This window comes from Streptomyces sp. NPDC104381 (assembly GCF_055583745.1).
This window is the reverse complement of record NZ_JBVJNK010000007.1, coordinates 296467-319659: the sequence shown is the minus strand read 5'-3', so window position 1 is coordinate 319659 and position 23193 is coordinate 296467. Positions and strand designations below refer to the sequence as shown.

General features: G+C 72.9%; 18 protein-coding genes. 5 read left to right on the top strand and 13 right to left on the bottom strand.

Annotated elements, in window-relative coordinates; translation table 11 throughout:
- Nucleotides 1–42: 42 nt before the first annotated feature.
- Both ACZ607_RS25765 and ACZ607_RS25760 read right to left on the bottom strand, forming a co-directional pair.
- Nucleotides 43–984, bottom strand: a complete 942-nt coding sequence (locus ACZ607_RS25765; RefSeq protein WP_469738238.1) for an NADP-dependent oxidoreductase — start codon at nucleotides 982–984, stop codon at nucleotides 43–45.
- A gap of 93 nt (nucleotides 985–1077) precedes the next feature.
- Nucleotides 1078–1965, bottom strand: coding sequence for a hypothetical protein (locus ACZ607_RS25760; RefSeq protein ID WP_469738236.1), 888 nt, complete (start codon nucleotides 1963–1965; stop codon nucleotides 1078–1080).
- A gap of 134 nt (nucleotides 1966–2099) precedes the next feature.
- On the opposite strand from ACZ607_RS25760, the gene ACZ607_RS25755 reads away from it, so the two are divergent.
- A complete protein-coding gene (locus ACZ607_RS25755) occupies nucleotides 2100–2516 on the top strand; it encodes a hypothetical protein (RefSeq protein ID WP_469738234.1) in 417 nt (138 codons plus the stop codon).
- Between the two features lie 92 nt (nucleotides 2517–2608).
- Here ACZ607_RS25755 and ACZ607_RS25750 read toward each other — a convergent pair whose 3' ends face one another.
- The 3 genes from ACZ607_RS25750 to ACZ607_RS25740 all read right to left on the bottom strand — a co-directional run bounded on the left by ACZ607_RS25750 (nucleotide 2609) and on the right by ACZ607_RS25740 (nucleotide 4884).
- A complete protein-coding gene (locus ACZ607_RS25750) occupies nucleotides 2609–3031 on the bottom strand; it encodes a universal stress protein (protein WP_403993965.1) in 423 nt (140 codons plus the stop codon).
- Nucleotides 3032–3124: 93 nt separating this feature from the next.
- Nucleotides 3125–3790, bottom strand: a complete 666-nt coding sequence (locus ACZ607_RS25745; protein WP_469738232.1) for an FMN reductase — start codon at nucleotides 3788–3790, stop codon at nucleotides 3125–3127.
- Nucleotides 3787–4884 (bottom strand): LLM class flavin-dependent oxidoreductase, encoded by a 1098-nt coding sequence (locus tag ACZ607_RS25740; RefSeq protein ID WP_469738230.1) that lies wholly within the window; start codon nucleotides 4882–4884, stop codon nucleotides 3787–3789. Before ACZ607_RS25740 ends, ACZ607_RS25745 begins: the two co-directional genes overlap by 4 nt.
- A 346-nt stretch (nucleotides 4885–5230) precedes the next feature.
- On the opposite strand from ACZ607_RS25740, the gene trpS reads away from it, so the two are divergent.
- The gene (gene trpS, locus ACZ607_RS25735; protein WP_469738228.1) at nucleotides 5231–6289 is read left to right on the top strand and encodes a tryptophan--tRNA ligase; all 1059 of its coding nucleotides are present in this window, start codon (nucleotides 5231–5233) and stop codon (nucleotides 6287–6289) included.
- A 66-nt stretch (nucleotides 6290–6355) separates the two neighbouring features.
- On the opposite strand, the gene ACZ607_RS25730 is transcribed toward trpS, so the two are convergent.
- The 4 genes from ACZ607_RS25730 to ACZ607_RS25715 all read right to left on the bottom strand — a co-directional run bounded on the left by ACZ607_RS25730 (nucleotide 6356) and on the right by ACZ607_RS25715 (nucleotide 16280).
- Nucleotides 6356–8371 (bottom strand): NAD-binding protein, encoded by a 2016-nt coding sequence (locus tag ACZ607_RS25730; RefSeq protein ID WP_469738226.1) that lies wholly within the window; start codon nucleotides 8369–8371, stop codon nucleotides 6356–6358.
- A gap of 17 nt (nucleotides 8372–8388) precedes the next feature.
- The gene (locus ACZ607_RS25725; RefSeq protein WP_469738224.1) at nucleotides 8389–13275 is read right to left on the bottom strand and encodes a DNA repair ATPase; all 4887 of its coding nucleotides are present in this window, start codon (nucleotides 13273–13275) and stop codon (nucleotides 8389–8391) included.
- Between the two features lie 124 nt (nucleotides 13276–13399).
- Nucleotides 13400–15532 (bottom strand): flotillin family protein, encoded by a 2133-nt coding sequence (locus tag ACZ607_RS25720; protein ID WP_469738222.1) that lies wholly within the window; start codon nucleotides 15530–15532, stop codon nucleotides 13400–13402.
- 109 nt (nucleotides 15533–15641) lie between these two features.
- Nucleotides 15642–16280, bottom strand: a complete 639-nt coding sequence (locus tag ACZ607_RS25715) for a hypothetical protein (protein WP_469738220.1) — start codon at nucleotides 16278–16280, stop codon at nucleotides 15642–15644.
- Between the two features lie 292 nt (nucleotides 16281–16572).
- On the opposite strand from ACZ607_RS25715, the gene ACZ607_RS25710 reads away from it, so the two are divergent.
- Complete coding sequence (locus ACZ607_RS25710) at nucleotides 16573–17640, top strand: PucR family transcriptional regulator (protein WP_469738218.1); 1068 nt, start codon at nucleotides 16573–16575, stop codon at nucleotides 17638–17640.
- 83 nt (nucleotides 17641–17723) lie between these two features.
- Here the strand turns inward: ACZ607_RS25710 and ACZ607_RS25705 are convergent, their stop codons facing one another.
- Complete coding sequence (locus ACZ607_RS25705; RefSeq protein WP_099173370.1) at nucleotides 17724–18179, bottom strand: tellurite resistance TerB family protein; 456 nt, start codon at nucleotides 18177–18179, stop codon at nucleotides 17724–17726.
- A 141-nt stretch (nucleotides 18180–18320) separates the two neighbouring features.
- Here ACZ607_RS25705 and ACZ607_RS25700 point away from each other — a divergent pair, with 141 nt between their 5' ends.
- Both ACZ607_RS25700 and ACZ607_RS25695 read left to right on the top strand, forming a co-directional pair.
- Nucleotides 18321–18761 carry a BlaI/MecI/CopY family transcriptional regulator gene (locus ACZ607_RS25700; RefSeq protein WP_469738216.1) on the top strand — a complete coding sequence of 147 codons (441 nt, stop codon included), beginning with the start codon at nucleotides 18321–18323 and terminating at the stop codon, nucleotides 18759–18761.
- An 8-nt stretch (nucleotides 18762–18769) separates the two neighbouring features.
- Nucleotides 18770–19723, top strand: a complete 954-nt coding sequence (locus ACZ607_RS25695) for a M56 family metallopeptidase (RefSeq protein WP_469738214.1) — start codon at nucleotides 18770–18772, stop codon at nucleotides 19721–19723.
- 42 nt (nucleotides 19724–19765) lie between these two features.
- Here ACZ607_RS25695 and ACZ607_RS25690 read toward each other — a convergent pair whose 3' ends face one another.
- From ACZ607_RS25690 to ACZ607_RS25680, 3 genes are all read right to left on the bottom strand, one after another.
- Nucleotides 19766–21013, bottom strand: coding sequence for a cation:proton antiporter (locus tag ACZ607_RS25690; RefSeq protein WP_469738212.1), 1248 nt, complete (start codon nucleotides 21011–21013; stop codon nucleotides 19766–19768).
- Between the two features lie 2 nt (nucleotides 21014–21015).
- Nucleotides 21016–21486, bottom strand: coding sequence for a cation:proton antiporter regulatory subunit (locus ACZ607_RS25685; protein WP_469738210.1), 471 nt, complete (start codon nucleotides 21484–21486; stop codon nucleotides 21016–21018).
- Between the two features lie 207 nt (nucleotides 21487–21693).
- The gene (locus ACZ607_RS25680; protein ID WP_469738208.1) at nucleotides 21694–23133 is read right to left on the bottom strand and encodes a flotillin family protein; all 1440 of its coding nucleotides are present in this window, start codon (nucleotides 23131–23133) and stop codon (nucleotides 21694–21696) included.
- Nucleotides 23134–23193: the final 60 nt, after the last annotated feature.

Genomic DNA, 23193 nt, shown 5'->3' with positions numbered 1-23193 from the left:
GTCGTTCGGTGGCGAAGACGGTTTCGTTCGGCGAAGTCGGTTTCAGAGGGCGAAGACGGTCTTGCCGCGCGCCCCGCCCGCGCGGTTCTGCACCAGCGCCTGCGGCGCCTTCTCCAGGGGGAGCTCCATGTCGACGGGCACGGCCAGCTCGCCGCGTGCCACCGCCGAGGCCAGCTCGTCCAGCACCGCGGTGGCCGGGGCGAGCCGGAAGTCGGCCCAGGCGACGCCCGCAGGAGCCGCGACGCCCCGGGTGGTCACCGCGACCCCGCCGTCGCGCACCAGGGCGGTGTACATGGCGAACGACGCGGTGTCGGCGGAGACCAGGTCGACGAGCGCGTCGACGCCGTCCGGGCAGAGGTCGCGCACGGCGGCCTCCAGCGCTTCGGGGCCCTCGGTCGTGTCGACGGTGGCGGTCGCCCCGAGCGCCCGCATCCGCCGCCGCTCGTCGCCCCGCACGGCGGCGACGACCGCGGTCCCCCGGGCCGCGGCGAGCTGGGTGAGGAAGCTGCCGACGCCGCCCGTCGCCCCGACGATCAGCAGGCTCAGTCCGCTGCGTACGGCCGTGCTCGACAGGATCTGCGCGGCGGTCGACCCGGCCGTGGGGAGCGCCGCGGCGAGCTGGAGCGGCATGTCGCGGGGGACCAGGGCGATCGGGGAGTCCTGCGGGACGCACACGTACTCGGCGTACGCACCGCGGCGTCCGGGCGGCGACGCCGTGACCCGGCCGAAGACCGGGTCGCCGACCCGGAACGTGTTGTCGCCGCTGCCGATCATGTCCACCCGGCCCGCGAAGTCGGTGCCCAGCACGAGCGGGTACGCCGGCGGGTCGGCGCCCTCGGGGGCACCGTCGGCGGTCTGCCGGTCGAGCGGGTTGAGCGCCGCGTACTCGATCTTCACCCGCACCTCGCCCGCACCGGGGTCGGGCTTCGGCATCTCGACGAGTCCGGGCTCCGCACGGAACGCGCTGACGGCGATGGCACGCATACGGCAGCCCTCTCACTCGGCCCCCTGCACTCACGCATCCCACTCTCGCCCGGCCCACGCACCCCCGCATGTCGGGCCCGGGAGCGCCCGGGATCAGGTGCGCGAGGGCGCCGCAGCGGTCGTCCGCCCCCGCCGGCCCGCCACGAACCGCCCGGCGAGCCCGCCGACCACCAGCACCGCCCCCACGAGCAGCACGATCCACACCGTCGTGCGCAGGGACGCGGTCAGCGCGTCGTAGACCGCGGCGGCCCCGCCCCGGTCGGTCCCCGGAACCTCGTCGAGCACCCGGGCGCGGCCGACGGCGACCGCGATCCGGAGCAGGACCGCACCGAGGGCCAGCCCGCCGCCCGCCACGGCCGCGGTGGTCAGGGCGGCCCGCGCTCCACCGCGTACGAGCGTGAGGCCCAGCACCAGGACGAGCAGGACCACCGTCGCCACCGCCGGCCAGACACTGCAGTACCTGAGCCACCGGAACGAGGACCGCAGCTCGTCGGCGCGGTCGGCGGACAGCACGGTGAGGGAGGTCTCCCGGACCGGGATCCGGTCGGCGAACGGCACCCCGCTGTCGACCAGCTCCTTCTTGACCTCCTCGATCACCGGCGCCAGATCGATGGTCACGGCCTGCCCGTCGTCCCCGTGCAGCGACGCGGTGACCGCTTGGTGCGCCGTACGGTTCGCGCTGTCCCACGCCCGCTGGAAGGCGTCGGTCGTCGTGAACGACAGGGCGGTCTCGCGCAGGAACTGCTCGACGGTGTCCTGGAGCGGCCCGACGTCGATGTTCTTCATCGCCTCGTCCGTGACCACCGTGGCCACGGTGGTCCGTACGTCGGTGTCCGAGGCCAGCGGGGAGACGGCGGCGAGATACCGGTCGGTGTCGTCGAGCTCCAGATCGACCCACGCCGAGAGCGCGCCGAACGGGACCAGCACGGCGAGCAGGACGAGCAGTACCGCCGACAGGGCCGCTGAGAGAGAGGTCCGCACGGACACCAGCCAATCCCGTGCGGCGGCGGGGCGCTCCGGGCCGTACGCCATTCGAGTTGCCGGGCGGCCCGGCCGGGTGTGCGCTGGAGGAACACGACGGCGGACGACGGGGGCGACGGAAGGAGCTGTGCGTCATGGCCACACACGCGACGATGCCGATGCGCCGGCGGACGCATGCCCGCACCCCTGCCCGGCAGGGGCACCGGCACACCGCGCTCGCCTGGATGGTGCCCCTGGTGCTGGGCGTGATCCTCGGATTCTGGGCCTTCTTCATCAACCGGGACGGCGGGACGACCACGAACGGGCAGATCTGGCTCGGAGTCGTCTCCGGCGTGGCGTTCGCCGCGCTCTGCTTCCTGTTCGCGCGAGTCCGGTGGTCCCTGCCGCGCGAGCTGCGCGCGGCGGCGTGCGGCGTGCTGGCCGGAGGCGCGGTCGGCTACCTGTCCAGCCTCAACGGCCGGAGCGTGCTGATGTCGGGCTTCATCGGACTGGTGGTCGGCGCGGGGACGCTCGTCACGATGTTCTACGCCTACTACACGCGCGAGGAGTGACGGCCGGTCCCGGCCGCACGACGAACGGGCGGGCCCCCGAAGTGCCGGGGGCCCGCCCGTTCGTCGTGCGGGAGGCCGGGGTGCCTCGTCGGTCAGTCGCGGACGACGGTGACCGGGCAGCTCGCGTGCTGGGCGACGTGGAGGCTGACCGAGCCGAGCAGCGTCGCCTTGAAGCCGCTGTAACCACGGGCGCCGACGACCAGCAGGTTCGCGCCCTTGGAGCGTTCCAGCAGGGACTGGGCGGGGTTGCCGATCACCACGATCTTCTCGACCGCCGCCGCTCCCTCGGCGCCGAGGGCCTCCTCCAGCGCCTCGTTGAGCGCCACGGTGGCCACCGCCTGCGGGTCGAAGTCCTCCGGCATGCCCGGCATCATGGACCCCCAGCTGGTCGCGGGGTACTCCCAGCTGTTGACCGCCTCGACGGTGTCGCCGGTCAGCTCGGCCTGGCGTACGGCCCACCGCAGTGCCTTGATCGACGGGTCCGACCCGTCGACGCCCACGACGATCCTGCCCATGTCTGCCTCCAGTGTGTTCAACATTTACGGCATACAGGGAGCAACTGTAGTCAAGGCGGGCACCGGGGCCGCTCAGGCCCCCGGAGTTCCGGTTCAGCCGACCCGCAGGCCGGCGAGCTGCTGCTCGAACGGGACGAGCGCGTCCTCGCCGTCGTCGAGGGTCGGGGTCCGTGAGGCGCCGGACACGGTCCGCCCCGTCACGGCGGAGGCGAGCTCGCCGCCCGCGCGGCGGATCCGGGAGGGCAGCCCCTCGGTGTACTCGTCCCCGTTCGCGCCCCAGTCCTCGGACGCCGCGTACACGGAGGTCGGCAGGACGACGGCCCGCAGGTAGGCGAAGAGCGGGCGCATCGCGTGCTCCAGGACCAGCGAGTGGCGGGGTGTTCCGCCGGTCGCCGCGATGACCACGGGCTTACCGGTCAGCGCGGTGTTGTCGACCAGGTCGAAGAAGGACTTGAACAGCCCGCTGTACGAGGCGGTGAAGACGGGTGTCACGGCGATCAGTCCGTCCGCCCCGGTCACCGCGTCGAGCGCCTTCTTCAGGCCGGCCGGCGGGAAGCCGGTGACCAGGTGGTTGGCGATGTCGACGGCCAGGTCGCGCAGCTCGACGACCTGGACCTCGACGCGGCGGTCCTGGTCGGCCGCCAGCCTCTCGCGGGTGGCCTCGGCGAGCCGGTCGGCCAGCAGCCGGGTGGAGGAGGGGCTGCTGAGACCGGCCGCGACGGCGACGATCTTCAGGGGAGCGGTGGCGGGCACGGTCATCGGAGCTCCTTCGGGTCTGCGGCGGCGCGGGCGGCGGCGACCGCGGGGTGGACGGGGGCGTCCGGCACTCCGGCCGGGCGCAGGCGGGCGAACTCCTTGCGCAGGACGGGCACGACCTCCTCGCCCAGGATGTCGAGCTGCTCCAGGACCGTCTTCAGGGGCAGCCCCGCGTGGTCCATCAGGAACAGTTGGCGCTGGTAGTCACCGACGTCCTCGCGGAAGGACAGGGTCCGCTCGATGACCTCCTGCGGGGAGCCGACGGTCAGCGGGGTCTGCTGGGTGAAGTCCTCCAGGGAGGGCCCGTGCCCGTAGACCGGCGCGTTGTCGAAGTACGGGCGGAACTCCCGCACCGCGTCCTGCGAGTTCTTCCGCATGAACACCTGGCCGCCCAGGCCCACGATGGCCTGCTCGGCGGTGCCGTGCCCGTAGTGGGCGTAGCGGCGCCGGTAGAGGTCGACCATCTTCTTCGTGTGCTCCATGGGCCAGAAGATGTTGTTGTGGAAGAACCCGTCGCCGTAGTACGCGGCCTGCTCGGCGATCTCCGGCGAGCGGATCGAGCCGTGCCAGACGAACGGCGGGACGCCGTCCAGCGGGCGCGGGGTCGCGGTGAAGGACTGCAGCGGGGTGCGGAACTTCCCCTCCCAGTCGACGACGTCCTCGCGCCACAGCTTGTGCAGCAGCGCGTAGTTCTCGATCGCCAGCGGGATGCCCTGGCGGATGTCCTTGCCGAACCAGGGGTAGACCGGGCCGGTGTTGCCGCGGCCCATCATCAGGTCGACGCGGCCGTCGGCCAGGTGCTGGAGCGTGGCGTAGTCCTCGGCGATCTTCACCGGGTCGTTGGTGGTGATCAGCGTGGTCGAGGTGGAGAGGATCAGCTTCTCGGTGCGGGCCGCGATGTAGCCGAGCGTGGTCGTCGGCGAGGACGGGACGAACGGCGGGTTGTGGTGCTCGCCGGTCGCGAAGACGTCCAGGCCCACTTCCTCGGCCTTGAGCGCGATCGCGAGGGTCGCCTTGATCCGCTCGTTCTCGCTCGGTGTCGTACCGGTCGTGGGGTCGGTGGTGACGTCCCCGACGGTGAAGATCCCGAACTGCATGGCGCCCGCCTCCAAAGGTGTTGCGCGAGAAGTGTTGAGCGAGTGGTTCCGAGTTGTTGTTGAACGTTGAACTATGTGAACACACCCTACAACGGAGCACCCCCTCTCTCTATTCCACCCGCGCCCCGGCCCTTGTCCATCCGGGCTCACGCCCTCAGGACACGGTGCGCGCTACACTCGGCCCATGACCTCCGTACCGTGCCGAAACTGGTGGCGCTCCTCCTAGGAGCGGCCACCTTCTCCGCGCGGAACCAGGGCCGTTCGATCTTCGGACGGCCCTTTTCGCTGCCTCGGTGCCCCGTGACGGGCCGTCCTCCACGCATACACCACCAGCGAGGAGACCCCCGTGACCACGACCGCCGACCTCTCCGTCAGTCCCGCGGCGCGCCGCAGCGCCGAACTGGAACAGCGGCTCGCCCTGGACCCCGGACGCTTCCGCGTCCTCACCGGGGACCGGCCCACCGGTGCCCTGCACCTCGGCCACTACTTCGGCACCCTCCACAACCGGGTGCGCCTCCAGGACCTCGGCGTGGACGTCTTCGTGCTGATCGCCGACTACCAGGTCCTCACCGACCGGGACGTCGCCGAACGGCTCACCGAGCATGTGGAGGGGCTGCTCCTGGACTATCTCGCCATCGGGATCGACCCCGCCCGTACGACGGTCTTCAACCACAGCGCGGTCCCCGCCCTCAACCAGCTGCTGCTGCCGTTCCTGTCCCTGGTCTCCGTCGCGGAACTGGGCCGCAACCCCACGGTGAAGGACGAGATCGCCCACTCCCGGCAGTCCGCCGTCAGCGGCCTCATGTACACCTATCCGGTGCACCAGGCCGCCGACATCCTGTTCTGCAAGGGCAACCTCGTGCCCGTCGGCCAGGACCAGCTGCCCCACCTGGAGATCACCCGTACCGTCGCCCGGCGCTTCAACGAGCGGTACGGCGATCTCTTCCCCGAGCCCGACGCGCTGCTCTCCGCGGCGCCCCTGCTGCTCGGCACCGACGCCACCAAGATGAGCAAGAGCCGGGGCAACTCCATCGCGCTGGGCGCCGACGCCGACGAGACCGCCCGGCTGATCAAGGGCGCCACCACCGACGCCGACCGGCACATCACCTACGACCCCGGGCTGCGGCCCGGGGTGTCGAGCCTGGTGCTGCTGGCCGCGCTCTGCCTGGGCCGCGACCCGCACGAGGTCGCCGAGGAGATCGGTGGCGGCGGCGCGGCCGGTCTCAAGCGGACCGTGACGGACGCCGTCAACACGCGCATGGCCCCGATCCGCGCCCGCCGGGCGGAGTACGCCCAGGACATGGGGTACGTACGGGACGTGCTGCGCGCCGGCAACGAGCGGGCGAACGCCGTGGCCGACGCGACGCTCACGGAGGTCAGGGAGGCGATGGGGATGTTCGTCTGAAGCCCCCTGAAGGTCCCTGAAGGCCCCCGGCTCCGGGCGGCCCGGCCCCGGGCTCCCGCCCCCGGCTCAGCGGCGTGCCGCCGGGTGTCGCTGTCCGCGCAGCAGCTCGGCCAGCCCGCGCCGGGTCGCGGCGATCACCACCCGGTCCACCGGCCGCAGCACATAGCCCGGGTGCAGGTCCCAGACCAGGCCGGAGGGCCGGTCCGGGCCGGCCGGCACCGTACCGCCGTCGGGGTCGAACGGCGGTACGGCGGCCAGGTCGGGGAGGCGGTCGGCCGGCGGGGTGGCGTCCAGGGCGAGCACCCGCCAGGCGCCCGCCCGGAACGCCTGGTCGACGGTCCGGCCCTCCAGCTGCGGGTGGCCCGCCACCTCCAGCGCCGCGAACAGCATCACCTTGCGCTCCACCGGCACCGCGCCCAGGATCTGCCGCCCCATCATGGCGACGGCGAACGACGGCGCGGCCAGATGGGACACCGAGCGGGACCGGGTCAGGGCCTGCGGGTGGGCCGTGCGCAGGGTGCGGTAGACGGCGGTGGCGAACTCGTCGTCGAACAGCCGCAGCGCCACCCGCAGTTCCGGCTTCACTGAGCGGGCGTACAGCGCGGCTTCGAGGTTCGTCGTGTCGATGCTGGTCAGGGCGAGCAGCGCGCGGGCCCGGCGGATCTTCGCCGCCTCCAGGACACCCTCCTGGGTCACGTCGCCGATGACCGTGGGGACGTGCAGGCTGCGGGCCAGCGGGATGCCGCGCGCCTCGGGGTCCTCCTCGACGACCACCACGGGGATGTCCAGCTCCCGCAGGCGCACCAGGACCCTCGTACCGATCTTGCCGAGCCCCAGCAGGACCACATGGCCCGACAGGCCGCGCGGGGGCCGGCGCAGCGAGGACGCGGTGCGCAGCGAGCCGAACGCCTCCAGCACGGCGGCGACCAGCAGCGGCAGCAGCAGGAGCCCGGCCATGCCGGAGAGCAGCTGGATGACCTGGCGCGACGCCGAGTCGGTGTCCTCGACCGCCGGGTCGCCCATCGCCAGCAGGTCCAGCAGGGTCAGATAGGCGGCGTGCAGCGGGCTGTCCCCCGTGGTGACCACGGAGGCGACGGCCAGGGCGACGACGGCCGCCGCGACGCCCAGCGCCGACCAGCGCAGCCGCCGGGAGAAGACCTGGCCGAGCGGTGCGCCCCGGCCTCCCATCCGGGTGGGCGCCTGGTCGGGCCCCGCCTGGCTGATGGCCTCCAGGACGATCGTGCCCCGGCCCGTGGCGGCGTTCACCGTGGCCCGGTCGGGCAGCAGCTGCGGGCCCTCGTCGCCGCTGCTGTCGGAGCCCTCGCTGCCGGCCGGGTCCTGGCTGGTGGAGGAGAGCAGGGCCAGGGTGCACAGCCCCGGATCGGCGAGCTCGCCCGGGCGCGGCGGGGTGCGCTCGACGGCGCGCAGGAGCAGCCCCTCGGCCTGGATGACCTTGCTGCTGCCGGTCAGCGCGGTGGCGGCGAGGGCCGGTGCGGCGGTGTCGGCGTCGGAGAGGACGGTGGTGGAGGCGTCCAGCACGGCCGGGTCGAGACCGGGCATGGCGAGGGCGGCCGCCTGGTCGAGCAGCGTCTCCAGGTGCTGGCCCAGCTTGCGGTTGTAGAGCCGGATGACCAGGCGCAGGCGCGGATTGAGCCGACGCGCCGTCAGGGCGGCGCGGATGTTGAGCTCGTCGTCGTCGTAGACGAGGGCGAGTGCGGCGGCCCGGTCGACGCCGGCCTCCTCCAGCACGTCGTCGGAGGGCTCGTGCGCCTCCATGATGCGGACGGCCTCGACCCCGGCGTTCGTGTCGCCGGAGCCGTTCCCGCCGGCCGTCCCGTTGCGCATCATCGCCGCCGACATGCGGCCGAACAGGGCTCCCGCCCGCGCCCGTTGGGTCAGCGGGAGGTCCGGCCTGCTGGGTTCCCGGCCCGGGGGGACCAGGAGCGTGACCCGCTCCCCGTACACGTAACGCAGCTCCACGGCGAGCCGGCGGGCCAGGGCGTCGTCGCCGCAGACCACCATGTGGCCGCTGCTCGCGGGGCGTTGGGGCTGTTGAGGAAGTGAGGTCACGGAACCCAGCATGCCTTGCTCCCTTCCGATCAGTCGGGCGTGTCGGTGATCATCGCGTGACGGGGGCGTGGGCCTCCGGCCGCCCGCCGGGGACCCGTCGCCCGCTCGATGGCCGCCTCGACCGCCGCGATCCGGTCCGCGAGGAGCCCCAGCGCGCCGACCGCCCGGGAGGCGGGGTCGCCGTCGGGCCCGCCGATGGCCTGCGCGCGTACGTAGGCGGAGGTGACCGCCGCCCAGCGCTCGGCCTGTGCCGGGCCGAGCGTGCCCCGCAGGGCGGCCAGCTTCAGCAGGTTCGACTCGGCGCCCGTGGTGAGCGTCTGGGCCTCGCCCGCGTAGTGGTCGTCGACGACGGCGGCCAGCTCGTCGTCGTTCATGACGGGCACGATCCGCTCGGCGATCTTGTTCATGTTGCGGTACGAGCCCTGGAGCCGGAACGGCGGCTCGGTGCGCGCCGCGTCGGTCTGCGCCGCCGAGGCGATGTACGCCGCGTTCACCGCGAGGACCGTCTCCCGGGCCGTGAGCAGATGGCGCAGGACGGACACGATCCGGTCCAGCTCGGCCGGCGCGTAGGCGTGCTCCAGCTGGTCGGCCCGCGCCGCGAGGCCGGATCCGGACGCCATGCGCACGAGCAGCGCCAGATCGGCGCGGGAGCGGCCCGCGAGCGGGGCGAGGACCGGGTTGGCGGTCAGCGCGTTCTCCACGAAGCTCAGCGCGAAGACGTCCTCGCGGCCGCTCAGCACCTCGCCCAGATTCCATACGTCGGCCCGGTTGGCGAGCATGTCCGGAATCCTGAACCGGTCCCCGGACTCGGTGTACGGGTTGCCCGCCATGACCACCGCGAACCGCTTGCCCCGCAGGTCGTAGCTGCGCGGCTCGCCGTCCCGCACGCCCTCGACGCGGCGGGTCGCGTCGCAGAGCGGAATGAACTTCTGGAGCAGTTCCGGCGAGGTGTGCTGGATGTCGTCCAGGTAGAGCAGGGTGTTGTTGCCCGACTCCAGCGCGAAGTTGATCTTCTCGACCTCGCGGCGTGCGGTCGCCCCGCGCGCCTGTGCCGGGTCCAGCGAGGTCACGTCGTGGCCGAGGTTCGGCCCGCTGACCTTCACCAGGACCATCCCGAGCCGGTCGGCGACGTACTCCATGAGCGTCGTCTTGCCGTAGCCGGGCGGGGAGACGAGCAGCAGCAGGCCCTGCGAGTCGGTGCGCCGGTCCGCGTCGGCGGTGCCGAGCTGCTTCGCGAGGCTGTCGCCGATCAGCGGCAGGTACACCTCGTCCAGCAGCTGGTTGCGGACGAACGCCGACATGACGCGCGGCCGGTGGTCGTCCAGCCGCAGCCGGGCCCGCTCGGAGTCGACCAGCGTGGTCCGCAGCCGCTGGTACGCGCGGAAACCGGGCACGGCCTCGGCGCGGAAACGGGCGGTACGGGCGAGGAGCTCGTCCAGCCGCACGGTCAGCGACCCCCGCTCGACGCGGGGGTGGTCGCCGAGCAGGCCGTCCACGGTCACGGTGAGCGGGGCGTCGCGGTCGTACCGCTCCAGGCCGGGGCAGAGCTCCACGGCCGCGGCCTCCGCCAGGTCCCCGGCGTCCACGTCGGTACCGGCCGCGGCGGCGTACGAGCCGAGCCAGCCCTCGACCAGCTGGCGCCGGGCCGGCAGGTCGTCACCGAACGCCGCCAGGTCGTCGTCGTACGCCGAAGTCCCGGTGGCCCGGCGGAACTTCTCCAGGAACGTGCGGGTGGCGGCGCTCGTCACGAACCCGGTGGGGCCGCTCGTCAGCTCCTCGAAGAGGTACACGGCGGCCGTCGTGCCCGCGCCCATCACGGCCGCCCACTCCTCCTGGAGCACGGCGATGGCGGGGGCGAGCCCGAAGGTGTCGCGGGCCCGCGCCAGCGACACGGCCCGGCGCGTCCAGGAGGCGCGCACGGCGTCGTCCGCCTCGTGCGCCCAGAACAGCTGCGCGGCGGCGCGCACGGCGGGTTCGTACCGCAGCAGCCCCGCCCCGGCGCGCAGCTCCAGCAGGGCGGTCAGGATCGCGGTGGCGTCCTCGTCGTGGACGCCCCGCTGGTGGCCCTCGTCGTACGCCGCCGCTGCCGCCTCCCGGACGAGCCCGGCCAGGTCCGGCGCGTCCGCCAGGGCGTCGGCGCCGTGCTCGTCCAGCAGCCGGGCGGCCAGGTGCTCGGCGCGGTAGACGTCCCGGGACTCCGAGGGCAGCAGCCGGTCCCAGTACGGGCGGGTCGCCGCGAACTCCGGGTCGGTGACCGGGGCCCGGTAGTCGGTGCCGGTCAGCGCGAACGCGAGCCGGTCGCCGTGCGGCACCAGGGTCAGGTCGAAGGGCTGGGTGTTCACGGCGAACCGGTGCCGGCCCAGCCTGAGGACCGCGCCGCCGTCCGCGTACAGCTCACCGCGGTCCCGCAGCGCGCGCCCGGCCTCCTGACGGGCCGCCTTCAGCCGCCCGTCGAGCTCCTCGGCGCGCACCGGGTCGCCCAGCTCGCGCAGCTCGTCGGCGGTGCGCCGGACCTTGGCGACCATCGGGTCGGAGGCGAAGTACGTGTGGACGGCGTCCAGGTCCTCCAGCGCGGCCAGCCGCCGGGTGACCGTCTCCAGCACCCGGGCGGCCGAGTCCGCGAGCCGCTCGGCGCGCCGGGCGCGGGCGTCCTGGAGGGTCTGCCGACGGGCCGAGAACGCCTCGTGGACCTCGGTCCTGCGCTCGGCCAGCCGGCCGAGGAAGTCGTCGGACTCCGCGAACCGGGACTCCAGGTTCTCCAGCTGGAGCAGCAGCCGCGCCAGCTGCTCGTCGCAGGCCTCGGGGGAGTCGGCGGCCGCCAGCGCCCCGGTGACGGCCTGCCCCAGCAGCGCGAACTCGGCGGCGAACTCGGCCCGGCCCTCCTGGGACAGCAGCTCACGGCGGCGGGCGTCGAGGGTGGCGCGGGCCCGGTTCGCGTCGCCCAGCACCCCGGCGATCCGCTCCAGGATCGACGTACGGACGGTGGCGTCCCCGATGTCGAGCCCGGCCACCACGTCGGTGACGGTCGCCAGCCCCTCGGTGATCGCCGTCAGCCGGTCGCCGACCTCCGAGGCGTCCGCGACCGCGGTCAGCGCGTCCGCGGTGGCGGTCAGGGCGGCGAGCTCCTCGTGGTACCCGGCGAAGGCGTCCTCGCGGGCCAGGAAGGAGACGGCCCGGCGGGCGGCCGAGGCCAGGTCGTCCTCGGCCTCGGCGGACAGCTCGGCGATGCGCTCGGTGTCGGCGTACCGCATCTCCGCGAGCGTCGCCAAGTGACCGTGCGTGCGGCGGAGTTCGGTGAGCTGGTCGACCCAGGCGGCGGCCGTGCGCGGTGCCTCGCCCCGGATGCGGCGGACGAGCGCGGTGAGCCGGGCCGCCGTCCCGTCGAGGGCCTCGGCGGCCTGCCGGGTCAGCTCCTGCACCGTCCCGAACTCGGCCAGCACCTGGCCCGCGGTGGCCCCGATCTCCGTCAGGGGCTCACCGAGTCCGCCCAGCTCGGGGTCGGTGAGCCAGTGGTAGCGGTCACCGGCCCGGGCGCAGTCCGCGACGAGCCGGGTGTACACGGCGGCGGTCGGCGTCATGTCGCGGATGCCGTGCGCCAGGGCGAGGCAGTCGGAGATCCCGCGCACCAGGTCGGCGTTGCCGGTCCGGGCGAGCGGTCCGCTCCCGGCGGGGCGCGCGGCGGCGTAGGTGTCGGAGACGTACGGGGTCTGCCAGCGCTGCAACGGATGCACCCGGGCGGGCCCGTCCTCGCCGCCCTTGAGCAGGACGAGGGTGCCGTCGTCCAGCAGCGCGTGCCCCCGGCCGAGCAGCGGGGTGGCGACCTCCTGGCGGATCAGGTTGTACGGCAGGAGCAGGGTGCGGCTCTCGTCGCGCGACCGGAAGACGTACAGCACGTCCTCGCCGTTGGGGGAGCGGACCGCGCCCTCGAAGACCGGGTCGGTGAGCTCCTCGGCGGTGTCGAACGTCTTGGCCGCGCCGGTCGTCAGGTAGTAGCCGCCGGGGAAGATGATCCCCTGGTCCTCGGGGAGCCGGTGGCAGGACGGCCCGATCGCGTCCAGCCGCTGGACCCGGCCGAGCAGGGTGTTGAAGACCAGGTGGCGCCAGGCCTCCTCCTTGTACGGGCGCACCCGCAGCAGGACCAGCGGGCCGGCCCGCGCGTACTCGACGTCGGCGTCCGCCAGGGACTGCAGCGGCTCGTCGACGGGCTCCTCGTAGATCCCGTCCGGGGTCTCGGTGTCGTCCTCGGTCTTGACGGTCAGCGTGCCGCCCAGGGTGTCGACGAAGAGCGCGCCCTCGGCGACGGCGATGTGCGGGTGCCGGCCGGGGCGGTGGGCGTCCCGTCCCGCCGGGGTCCAGTCGAAGTCGTGCGAGGGCGGGAAGACGTGGTCCTTCTCGCCCCGCGCGTCCAGGAAGTCCCCGGGCGTCCCGTCCGGGCCCAGGGCCCAGCGCAGGACCCGGACGTCCTCGGCGCTCTCCCCGGTGCGGAACACGGCGATCAGCCGGCCGTTGACCCTGCGCAGCCGCAGCAGCCGGGCGTCACGGAAGTAGCGGTGCAGGCCCGCGAACTCCCGTACGAACGCCTCGTCGGCCAGGGGGCCCTCGCCCGTCACCTCGTCCAGGCCGGCCTCCCGCAGGACGAGGACGTCACCGACCCCGGCCTCCCCGCCGACGCCGGGCCCCCGCTCGAAGCCGAACAGCAGCCGGCCGCCGACCGCCACCAGGTCCCGGGCCAGCGAGGGGCGTTCCGAGTGCACCTGCTCGGTGGCCAGCAGCCGCAGCCCGGTCGACCCGAACTCCTCGGTCCGCCGGGCGTTGAGCGCCTCGGCCCGCCGGACGAGCTCGTCGGCCTGCGCCCCGAGCCGCCGCCGGAGCACCTCGTAGGCACCGCCCTCGGTGAGTGTGGTGTCACGGTCCATGCGTACGGCTCCCTACGATTCCCACAACTGACAACCCCCACCCGGGCCGGCATGTCCAGCCCGTCCGGCGTTTGAGGACGGAACCCTCACGCCGACGGGGCGGAACTCACTCACCAGGGGCCCGCTACACCGCGGCCCCGTTCACGGACGGCGCGGCCACCGGCGCCGGAGACGGCACCGGCGAGGACTCACCCGTCAGCGACGACACCGTCATCCCCGCCAGCCCCAGCTCCTCCGCCGCCGCCAGCAACTGCCGTACCTGCCCCGAGGCCGCCCCCGACGTCCCCCGCATCAGCCGCATCAGCAGCGCCGACACCGTCAGGTTCTGCACGTCCCCCGAGGACACCGACCCCAGCACCCGGGTCAGGTCGTCCGTGAAGGACGCGCTGCCGTCCAGCCACGGCCCGGCGAGCGTCTGCGCGGTCTTCGAGTTCTCCACGAACCCGTCCACGCTCCGCCCCAGCGAGATCGACGAGACGAGCCGGTCGAAGAAGACCGAGTCCCCGCCGACGATGTCGATGTCCGCGTTCTCCAGACCCGTCGCCAGGACCGTCGCCTGTGCCTCGGCCACCTGCCGCTGCACGTCGAACTCCGCCAGCCGGATCTCCTTCTCCGCGGCCAGCCGCAGCCGGTACTCCTCGTGGCCGCGCGACGCCTCGTCGAGCGCGGCCATCGCCGCCGCCTTCTCCGTGAGCCCCGCCGCCTCGGCCTTCAGCTTCTCGCCGATCACCGCCGCGTCGGCGGTCGCCTGCGCCTGGGTACCCTCCGCGGCCGCCAGCGCCTTCAGGCGCGCGCCCTCGGCCTCGGCCCTGAGCCGGGCCTCGGTCGCCTGGGCCTCAGCGAGACCGGCCTTCTCGGTGACCTCCGCCTCCGCGTCCCGGACCTGGACCTCCGCCAGCCCCGCCGCGGCGGACTCGGCCTGGATGCCCTCCGCCAGCCGCAGCTTCGCCTGGGCGTCGAGGTCGGCCGTCTTCAGCCGGGCGTCCGCGAGCGTCAGCTGCTCGGCCGCCAGGTGGACCGCCGCCGCCTCCGCGGCCTCGGCCGCCTTGATGTCCTTGACCAGCTTCTCCTGCGCCTCCGCCTCGGCCGCGATGATCACGGACCTGCGGGTGCGCTCCGACTCCTCGACGGACCGCAGGGTCAGGATCGACTCCTCCTGCTCGGCGACCGTACGGTCCACCGCGATCCGCTCCCGGATGACGTCCGCGACCTCACGGCGCTCGGCCTCGACCTCCTTCGTCGCGGCGATCCGGTTCAGCTCGGTCTCCCGCTCGCGTCCGATGACCTCCAGCATCCGGTCCTTCTCGATGCGCTCGTTCTCCACCGCGATGACCCGCTCACGGTTCTTCTGCGCGACGGCGACCTCCCGTGCCTGGTTCTCCCGCTGGATGCCGAGCTGCTCCTCGGTACGGATGAAGGCGCTCTGCGAACCGAGCCGCTCCTCCTCCTGCACCCGGGCCGTGGCCGACTCCTCACGGGCCCGCAGCGTCTCGACCTCGCGGCGCTGCTTGATCTCCGCCTCGGCCTGCCGGCGCTCCAGCTCCAGGATGGTCTCCCGGGCGTCGACGTCCTGCCGGGTGATCTCCTTCTGCTCGGTGCGCTGGAACTCGTTGGTCCGTACGTGCTCGATCGCCGTCAGCTCGGTGATCTTCCGGATGCCCTGCGCGTCCAGGATGTTGGCCCCGTCGAGCTGGACCATCGGCGTCTGCTCGAGGAAGTCGATCGCGGCGTCGTCGAGGTGGTAGCCGTTCAGGTCGGTCCCGATGACCCGGATGATCCGGTCCCGGAACTCCTCGCGCTTGGTGTACAGGTCGACGAAGTCGAGCTGCTTGCCGACGGTCTTGACCGCCTCGGAGAACTTCGCGACGAAGAACTCCTGGATGGCGACCTTGTCGCTGGCCCGCTCCGTGCCGATGGCCTGCGCCACCTTGATGACGTCCTCGACGGTCTTGTTGACCCGGACGAAGAACGTGATGTGGATGTCGGCCCGGATGTTGTCCTGGCAGATCAGGCCCTCACGCCCGGTACGGCGGATCTCGATGGTCTTCACCGAGATGTCCATGGTCTCGGCCTTGTGCAGCACCGGGAGGACGACCGCACCGGTGAAGGTGACGTCGACCTTCTTGGTCTTGGAGATGATCAGGGCCTTCCCCTGCTCGACCTTGCGGAAGAGCCGGGTGATGACGAAGACCAGAGCGACGGTGATGAGCAGGACAACGGCGACGAGCACGCCGATGCCCCAGGAGATGGCATCCATGTCAGTCCTTGCGGCTGGTGATGACGTACGAAGAAGAAAAAAAGGGGGCCCGGCCCGCACGACGGCGCGCGGAACCACGGGCCCGGGGCCCGGAGTGAGCGGAAGCGGGTCAGACGGCTCGGCGCGGCAGCGGACGCGGGGCGAGCGACGCGTCGTACGGCGAGACCCAGAAGAACTCGCCGTCGGCGTCGTACGCGTACAGGAGGCCCGTACTGCCGGAGGTGAACACGTCACCGGGCTCGGACGGCCGCAGCGGCTGCCGGACCTGCACGATCGCGGTCGACCCGTCGGCGGCCGCGACCTCGGCCTGCCCGAAGTCGGCGCTGACGGATCCCGTGCGGATCGTGCAGATCAGACCCACGAAGTCCTCGCGGGATGGAGGAGGTTCCGCGGGGAAGTACCGGCGGAATCGGCGTACGAGCATGCGGACCACCCCCCAGGCGATCAGGATCGCCCCCGCCAGGACGGCGAGGTGCAGTGCGGCCCGCAGGGTGCCGGTCGCTCCGCTGCGGAGCACCAGGACCGAGCCGGCCAGGCCGGTGAACCAGGCGACGACGACGAACAGCGACACCGACACCGATACGGGCACCCCGCCGAAGCCGACCGCCTCGGAGTCGAGGTCGGCGTCGAAGGAGTCGGGTCCGGCCGCCCCCAGCAGCACCAGCAGCCAGAAGCAGACGACGACCACCAGCGCGCCGCCGAAGACGACGGCCGGGAAGGCGACTGCCGCGGAAAAGAACTCGGTCATCCGGTCCACCCCCTGCGATGCCGTACGGTCCGGGGGACCGGGCGGCGGCAGGCGGGACGGGGCACCGGCGCTGCGACACCGCGAGCGGCCCCGCAGCAACCGGTTCTTTCCCCCGTGTCCCCCGTAACCCCCGTGATTCCCCCGTGTGTTGCTGAACCGATCCTGTCAGCCGGGGGCATCAGGCGCATTGCCGGAATCCGGCAGCCTTTACGGGACCACCCTGCCGGGCACCGGCACAGCCCTCCGTGCGTTGAGGAACTGACAGTGCCGAAGACGTGTGGAGGAGTACGCAGTGGCGGAGCCCGAGATTTCCGAGCGGTTCCTGGAGGGCTATGCGCGGATCCTGGCCGAGGTGGCGGAGACCGGCCGCCGGCTCACCCGCGACGAGCTGGAGACGCGGCGCACGCTCGGCCGTGAGGCCGCGGAGGCCGGACACCAGCTGCGCGCGCTGGTCCGGCGCCATCTCGCGGAGACCCGCGCCGCCTGGCCGCCCACCACATCGGGCGCCGCCGGCACCGACGCCGTGCTGGGCGCCGTGGAGCAGACCGTCGACGCGTTCGCGGAGGGGTTCGAGCGGGCGCAGCGCCTCACCGTGCGCCGTGAGGAGGCGGCGCGGCGGGAGTTCATCGACGACCTGCTGTACGGGCGCAGCGACCTGGGCCGGCTCGCGGAGCGCGCCACCCGCTTCGGACTGCGGCTCTCGCGGGCCCACGCCGTCGCGGTGGCGGCGGGACCCGAGGCCTACGGCGAGTCCGACACGGTGCCCCGCAGCGTGGAGACGGCGCTGCTCTCCCGCTTCAGCGGCCGGAAGATCCTCCTCACCACGAAGGACGGCCGCCTCGTCTGCATAGCCCCCGGCAGCCAGCCGGACGTCCTGCGCTACTTCGCGAAGCAGGCGCATGTCGCGACGGACGGCGGCCAGGTCGCCGTCGGCCGCCCCCACCGCGGTCCCGGCGGGGTGGTCCACTCGTACGACGAGGCGCTCGACGCCCTCGATCTGGCGCAGCGGATGGACCTCGACGACCCCGTGCTGTACGCCTCCGACCTGCTGGTCTACCCGGTGCTGACCAGGGACCGGCAGGCGATGGCCGATCTGGTGCGGAGCGAGCTCGGCCCGCTCAAGGAGGCGCGGGGTGGCGCGGAGCCGCTGCTGCGGACGCTGTCCGTGTACTTCGACGCGGGCTGTGTCGCCGCCGAGACGGCCCGCCGACTGTCGCTGAGCGTGCGGGCGCTGACGTACAGGCTGGAGCGGATCCACCAGTTGACCGGTTCGGACCCCTCCGATCCGATGCACCGCTACACGCTGCAGACCGCGGTGATCGGCGCCCGGCTGCTGGACTGGCCCGCCAAGGAGCTCTGACGGGCCCGGCCCGGAGGGTCCGGAAGGTTCGCGCGAGGCCCACGGCCGGGGCAAGGGCCGGAGGCCTCGCGTAGAGGGCCCTACTACAGGTCGAACTCGTGCGGGGGCAGGTCCAGCGCGAAGCACGCCTCGCGCACGACGGCCTGCTCCGACTTGTCGAAGTCGCCGTCGGCGCCACCGATCACGATGCCGATCTGGATGACGGCACGGGCCTCGGAGGGCTTCTTCTTCGCCTTGGCGATCTCCTGGAGGATGCTGACCTTGCCGAAGGCGAAGTCGGCGGTCAGCTTGTTGACGTAGTCGTTGAACCGGCGCTGGAGGTCGTCCGCCGGGAAGTTCTGGAGCACGTCGTTGGTGGCGATCAGCGAGGCGACGCGCTGCCGCTCGGACGGGTCGATGGAACCGTCCGCCGCGGAGACCAGGGCACACATGGCCATGCTCGCGTCCCGGAACGCCCCGCTCTTCAGGTCGTTCTTCTTCGCCTCCAGCTGCGTCTGCATCGTCGACGCGGATTCCTTGATCCGATCCCAAAGGGCCATGACGTCTCCATCGTTGCGTTGCCTGTGGTGCGGGAACCCAGCAAACTCTACAACTGTGTAGAAGAACCACGGGTGGCCATCGGCGGCACGGCGGGCGGCACGCTCGTATCCGGCCACACGGCAGTCAGTAGGATGCGGCGGATGAACAGGCCCACAGGTACGGACGAGGGCGGCACCGGGGACGGCGGGCGGCCGCCCAGGCGCGGCCAGGGACAGCTGGAGTCCCAGGTCCTGACCGTGCTGCGCTCGGCGGGCGGCCCCGCGACGGCCGGCTGGGTGCAGGAACACCTGGACGGCGACCTCGCCTACACCACCGTCATCACGATCCTCTCCCGCCTGTACGCGAAGAAGGCCGTGACGCGCAGCCGCCAGGGCCGCTCCTACGCCTGGACCCCGGCCTCCGACGAGGCGGGTCTCGCCGCGCTGCGGATGCGCCGCGTCCTGGACGGTGAACGCGACAGGGAGGCCGTCCTCGCCCGGTTCGTCTCCGCGCTGTCCCCCGGTGACGAGGCGAGGCTCCGCGCGCTGCTCTCCCGCGCGGCGGACGACCCCGGCGATCCCACCGCTCCAGAAGGCCGATAGTCATCACGATGGGCGTCTTCGTCTACCTGCCACTCGTCCTGCCACTGACCGCTTTACCCATGGCGCGTCTCGCGGAACAGCATCTGCACCCCCGGAGCGCCACCCGGCTGCTGGCCGCCGTGGGTTCGACGCTGGCCCTGTGCAGCACGCTGTGCCTGGCGCTGCTCATGGTGGTCGGCACCGCGCAACTCCCCGGCAACCCGCTGCCCGACGGCTGGTCGGACCCGGAGGTGCGCGCCGCCGTCCCGTACGAGGAGAAGGCGGGGCAGGTCGCCATCGGCGTGCTGGGAGCGGTGCTGATGGCCTGCGGCGGCACACTGCTGCGGCACGCCCGGACCCGGATCCGCGCCGCCCGGGCGCTGCCGGCGCCCACCGGGCCCGGAGCCACGGGGGACCTCGCGCTGGTCGCGTCCCCCGACCCGTACGCGTACGCCCTTCCGGCGGGGCGGGGGCGGGGCGGCCGGATCGTCGTCTCCACCGCGATGATGGACTGCCTGGACGCCCGTGAGCGTGACGCGCTCGTCGCCCACGAGCGCGCGCACCTCACCGGCCGGCACCACCGCTATCTGCTGGTGACGCAACTGGCGGCCCGCGCCAACCCGTTCCTCCTGCCGCTGCGCACGGCGGTCGCGTACAGCACCGAACGCTGGGCGGACGAGGAGGCGGCGGACGCCGTCGGGAGCCGCAGGGCCGTCGCCACGGCGGTCGGCAAGGCGGCCCTGTTCTCGAACCGCCCTCCGGGACCCGCGGTGCTCCCCGCCTTCGCGGCGGAGGGGCCCGTGCCGCGCCGGGTGGCGGCGCTGCTCGACCCCGAACCCTCGGCAGGGCTCTGGCCCCCCGCCTCCGCGCATCTGGCCCTGGCGGCGGTGACCGCGACGGCGGGGACGGCGGCCTCCGCGCTGTCGTCGCTCAACGCGACGGTGACGCTCGTCGGGATACTCCACGCGGCCACCCCGCTCTGAACCGCTGACGGCGGGCCCTCGCCGGGCCCCGCCGCCGCACCGTCAGTCGGAGTCGCGTCCGGCGTGCTCCGGCGTGAGGTCGTCGTGCGACGGCATCGGCTGCTCGGCCACCGCGGCCGGCTTCGAGCGCTTGCCGGCCAGCACGGCCTGGAGCTTCGAGGCGACCGGTTCCGTCCACCGGGCGGTGAGCGGTCCGACGATCACCAGGATCAGCACGTACGCGGTCGCGATGGGCCCGATCCGCGGCTCGGTCGCCACGGCCAGCCCGGCGATGACGATCGAGAACTCCCCACGCGCGACCAGCGTCCCGCCCGCGCGCCAGCGGCCGCGTGGACCGATCCCGGCCCGCCGGGACGCGTACCAGCCGGTGCCGATCTTCGTGAAGACCGTGACGATCGCCAGCAGTGCCGCGGGAAGCAGCACGGGCGGGATCTCGGCCGGGTCGGTGGACAGCCCGAAGAAGACGAAGAAGACGGCGGCGAACAGGTCCCGCAGCGGCGTCAGCAGCTTGCGCGCGCCCTCGGCGACCTCGCCGGACAGGGCGATGCCCACGAGGAAGGCGCCGACGGCCGCGGACACCTGGAGCTGCTGGGCCACCCCGGCCACCAGGACGGTGAGCCCGAGGACGACCAGCAGCAGCATCTCCGGGTTGTCGGAGGACACCGCGCGGCTGATGAGCCGGCCGTGGCGCAGCGCGAGATACAGCACGAACCCGACGGTGCCGAGCGCGATCAGCAGCGCGATGCTGCCGCCGGCCAGGCCGACACCGGCCAGCATCGCGGTGAGCAGCGGCAGGTAGACGGCCATCGCGAGGTCCTCGATGACGAGGACACCGAGGATGACGGGCGTCTCGCGGTTACCGAGCCGGCCCATGTCGGTCATCACCTTGGCGATCACGCCCGACGACGAGATCCAGGTGACGCCGGCCAGCGCGACGGCCCCCACGGGGCCCCACCCGAGCATCAGACCGGCCGCGGCGCCGGGCGTCGCGTTGAGCACGAAGTCGACGGCCCCGGACGGATATTGCGTCTTGAGACTGGTGACGAGCTCCGAGGCGCTGTACTCCAGACCGAGCAGGAGCAGCAGCAGGATGACGCCGATCTCCGCCCCGATGGCGGTGAACTCCTCGCTGGCGCCGAGCGGCAGCAGACCGCCCTCACCGAAGGCGAGCCCGGCCAGCAGGTAGAGCGGGATCGGGGAGAGCCCTATCCGTCCGGCGAATCTTCCGATGATGCCGAGCCCCAGAATGACGGCGCCCAGCTCCACCAGCAGTGCTGTCGTGTCGTGCATGGTCAGCCCTCCGCGATGATCTCGGAGAGCGTGTCCACGCCCTCACGCGTTCCTACGGCGACGATGGTGTCGCCGATGGCCAGCCGGAAGTCCGGCCCCGGTGACGGATGCGCGCTGTGCGTGCGCAGCACCGCCACGATCGACGCACCCGTCCGGGTCCGCGCCCGGGTGTCCCCGAGCAGCCGGCCGCCGTACGGGGAGCGGGCCCCGAGCGGGATGTGCTCGGTGACCAGGTCGATCCCCTCGGTCCGTACGGCGTCGATCGGCGCCGCGTCGATGAGGTGCGCCAGCCCGGTGGCCTCGGTGGTCGTCAGGGGTACGGACAGGACGCACGAATCAGGGTCGTCCTTCTCGTAGAACCCCAGGAACCGCCGGCCGTCATGGTGTACGACCACGGAGATGTGCTGCCCCGACTCGGTGGTGTAGTCGTACTGGACGCCGACTCCGGGCAGCGATGTGCGGTGGGTTCCCATGGTTTCCTCCCGAGGTGCGCGCGGTGACGGGGCGGCGCTTTTGATCATCTCTTTAGCTGCCTATTACCTTAACCGGAGCCGTCGACCGGCCATCGGGAGGCGAGAAACCGCTTCCGCGCGGGGCCCGGGCGCCGTGGACATGGGCGTGCCCGGCCGGTGAGCCGGCCGGGCACCTGAGGCCGTGCGACGGATCACTCCGTGACCTGGTCAGCCCTTGATCTGGATCTCCTCGCCGTTGACCGCGGGGGAGGGGACCGCCGGCGCGGACTCCGTGGTCTCCGTCCTGCCCTGGAGGTTGCGGAGCAGCGCGGCCAGGTCGACACCCGTGGTGGAGTTCAGGAGCTCCACCCCCTGGGCGACGTTGTCGGCGACCGTGCGGGACAGCTGGCTCGCGCCGTCCGTCGAGATCACCGTCAGCTTGTCGACGGCGCTCAGCGGCTCGGACGCCTTGGCGACGACCTGCGGCAGCACCTCGACCAGCATCTGGAGGACGGCCGCGTCGCCGTACTGCTTGAAGGCGTCGGCCTTCTTCTGCATGGCCTCGGCCTCGGCGGCGCCCTTCGCGGCGATGGCGGCGGCCTCGGACTCACCCTCGATGCGTACGGCGTCGGCGAGGGCCGAGCGATGGAGCTTCTCACCCTGACCGGTGAGCCGGGAGCGCTCCGCGTCGGCCTCCGCCTCCTTGACCTGGGCGATCCTGCGGGCCTCGGCCTCCTGCTCCGCCTGGTAGCGGGCGGCGTCCGCGGGCTTACGGACCTTGGTGTCGAGCTCACGGTCCGTCAGAGCGGCCTGGCGCTCGGCGACCTTCTCCTGCTCGCTGAGGACCTCCTGCTGGCGGGCCGCCTCGGCGAGCGGACCGGCGGCGTTGGCCTTGGCCGCCGCGGCCTCGGTCTCGGCCTTGATCTCGGCCTGCTTGAGGTAGAAGGTCCGCTCGGCGATGGCGATCTCCTCGGCCGCCTTCAGCCGGGCCTGCTCCGAGGCGCGCCGGGCGATGGCCTCGGCGATGTCGGCCTCCTGCTTGGCGCGGGCGGCCTCGGGGCGGCCGAGGTCCTCCAGGTAGGAGCCCTCGGTGGTGATGTCCTGGATCTGGAAGGCGTCCAGGATGAGGCCCTGGCCGGAGAGGCTGGCCTCGGCCTCCTCGGCGACCTGCCCGGCGAACGCTGCGCGGTCGCGGATGATGTCCTCGACGGACATGCGGCCGACGATGGCGCGGAGCGCCCCGGAGAGCACCTCCTGCGTGAAGCCGACGATGCCGCTCTGCTGCTGGAGGAAGCGCTGGGCCGCGGCCCGGATCGCGTCCTCGCTGCCGCCGACCTTGACGATCGCGACGCCTTCGAGGTTGGACTTCACCCCGCGCAGGGTGACGGCGCCGCGCACGGCGACGGGGATGTGCCGGCTGGAGAGGTCCAGCGTGAACTTCTGCTGGACGAACGGCACGACGAAGACGCCGCCGCCGACGACGACCTTCTGGCCGCTGTTGTCGATGCTGGTGCGGCCGGTCACCGGATCGGTGGACTTCTTGCCGCGGCGGCCCGTGATGATGAAGGCCTGGCTGGGCCCCGCGACCTTGTAACGGGTGATCACGGCGAGGGCCAGGAGTACGAGAAGTACGACAATGCCGATGATGGCGATCACTACTGGACTCATGAGAGGTGTCCCCCTTGCCCTCCCGAAGGGACGGCAGTGTGTTCGGTTGTACGGGTGTCG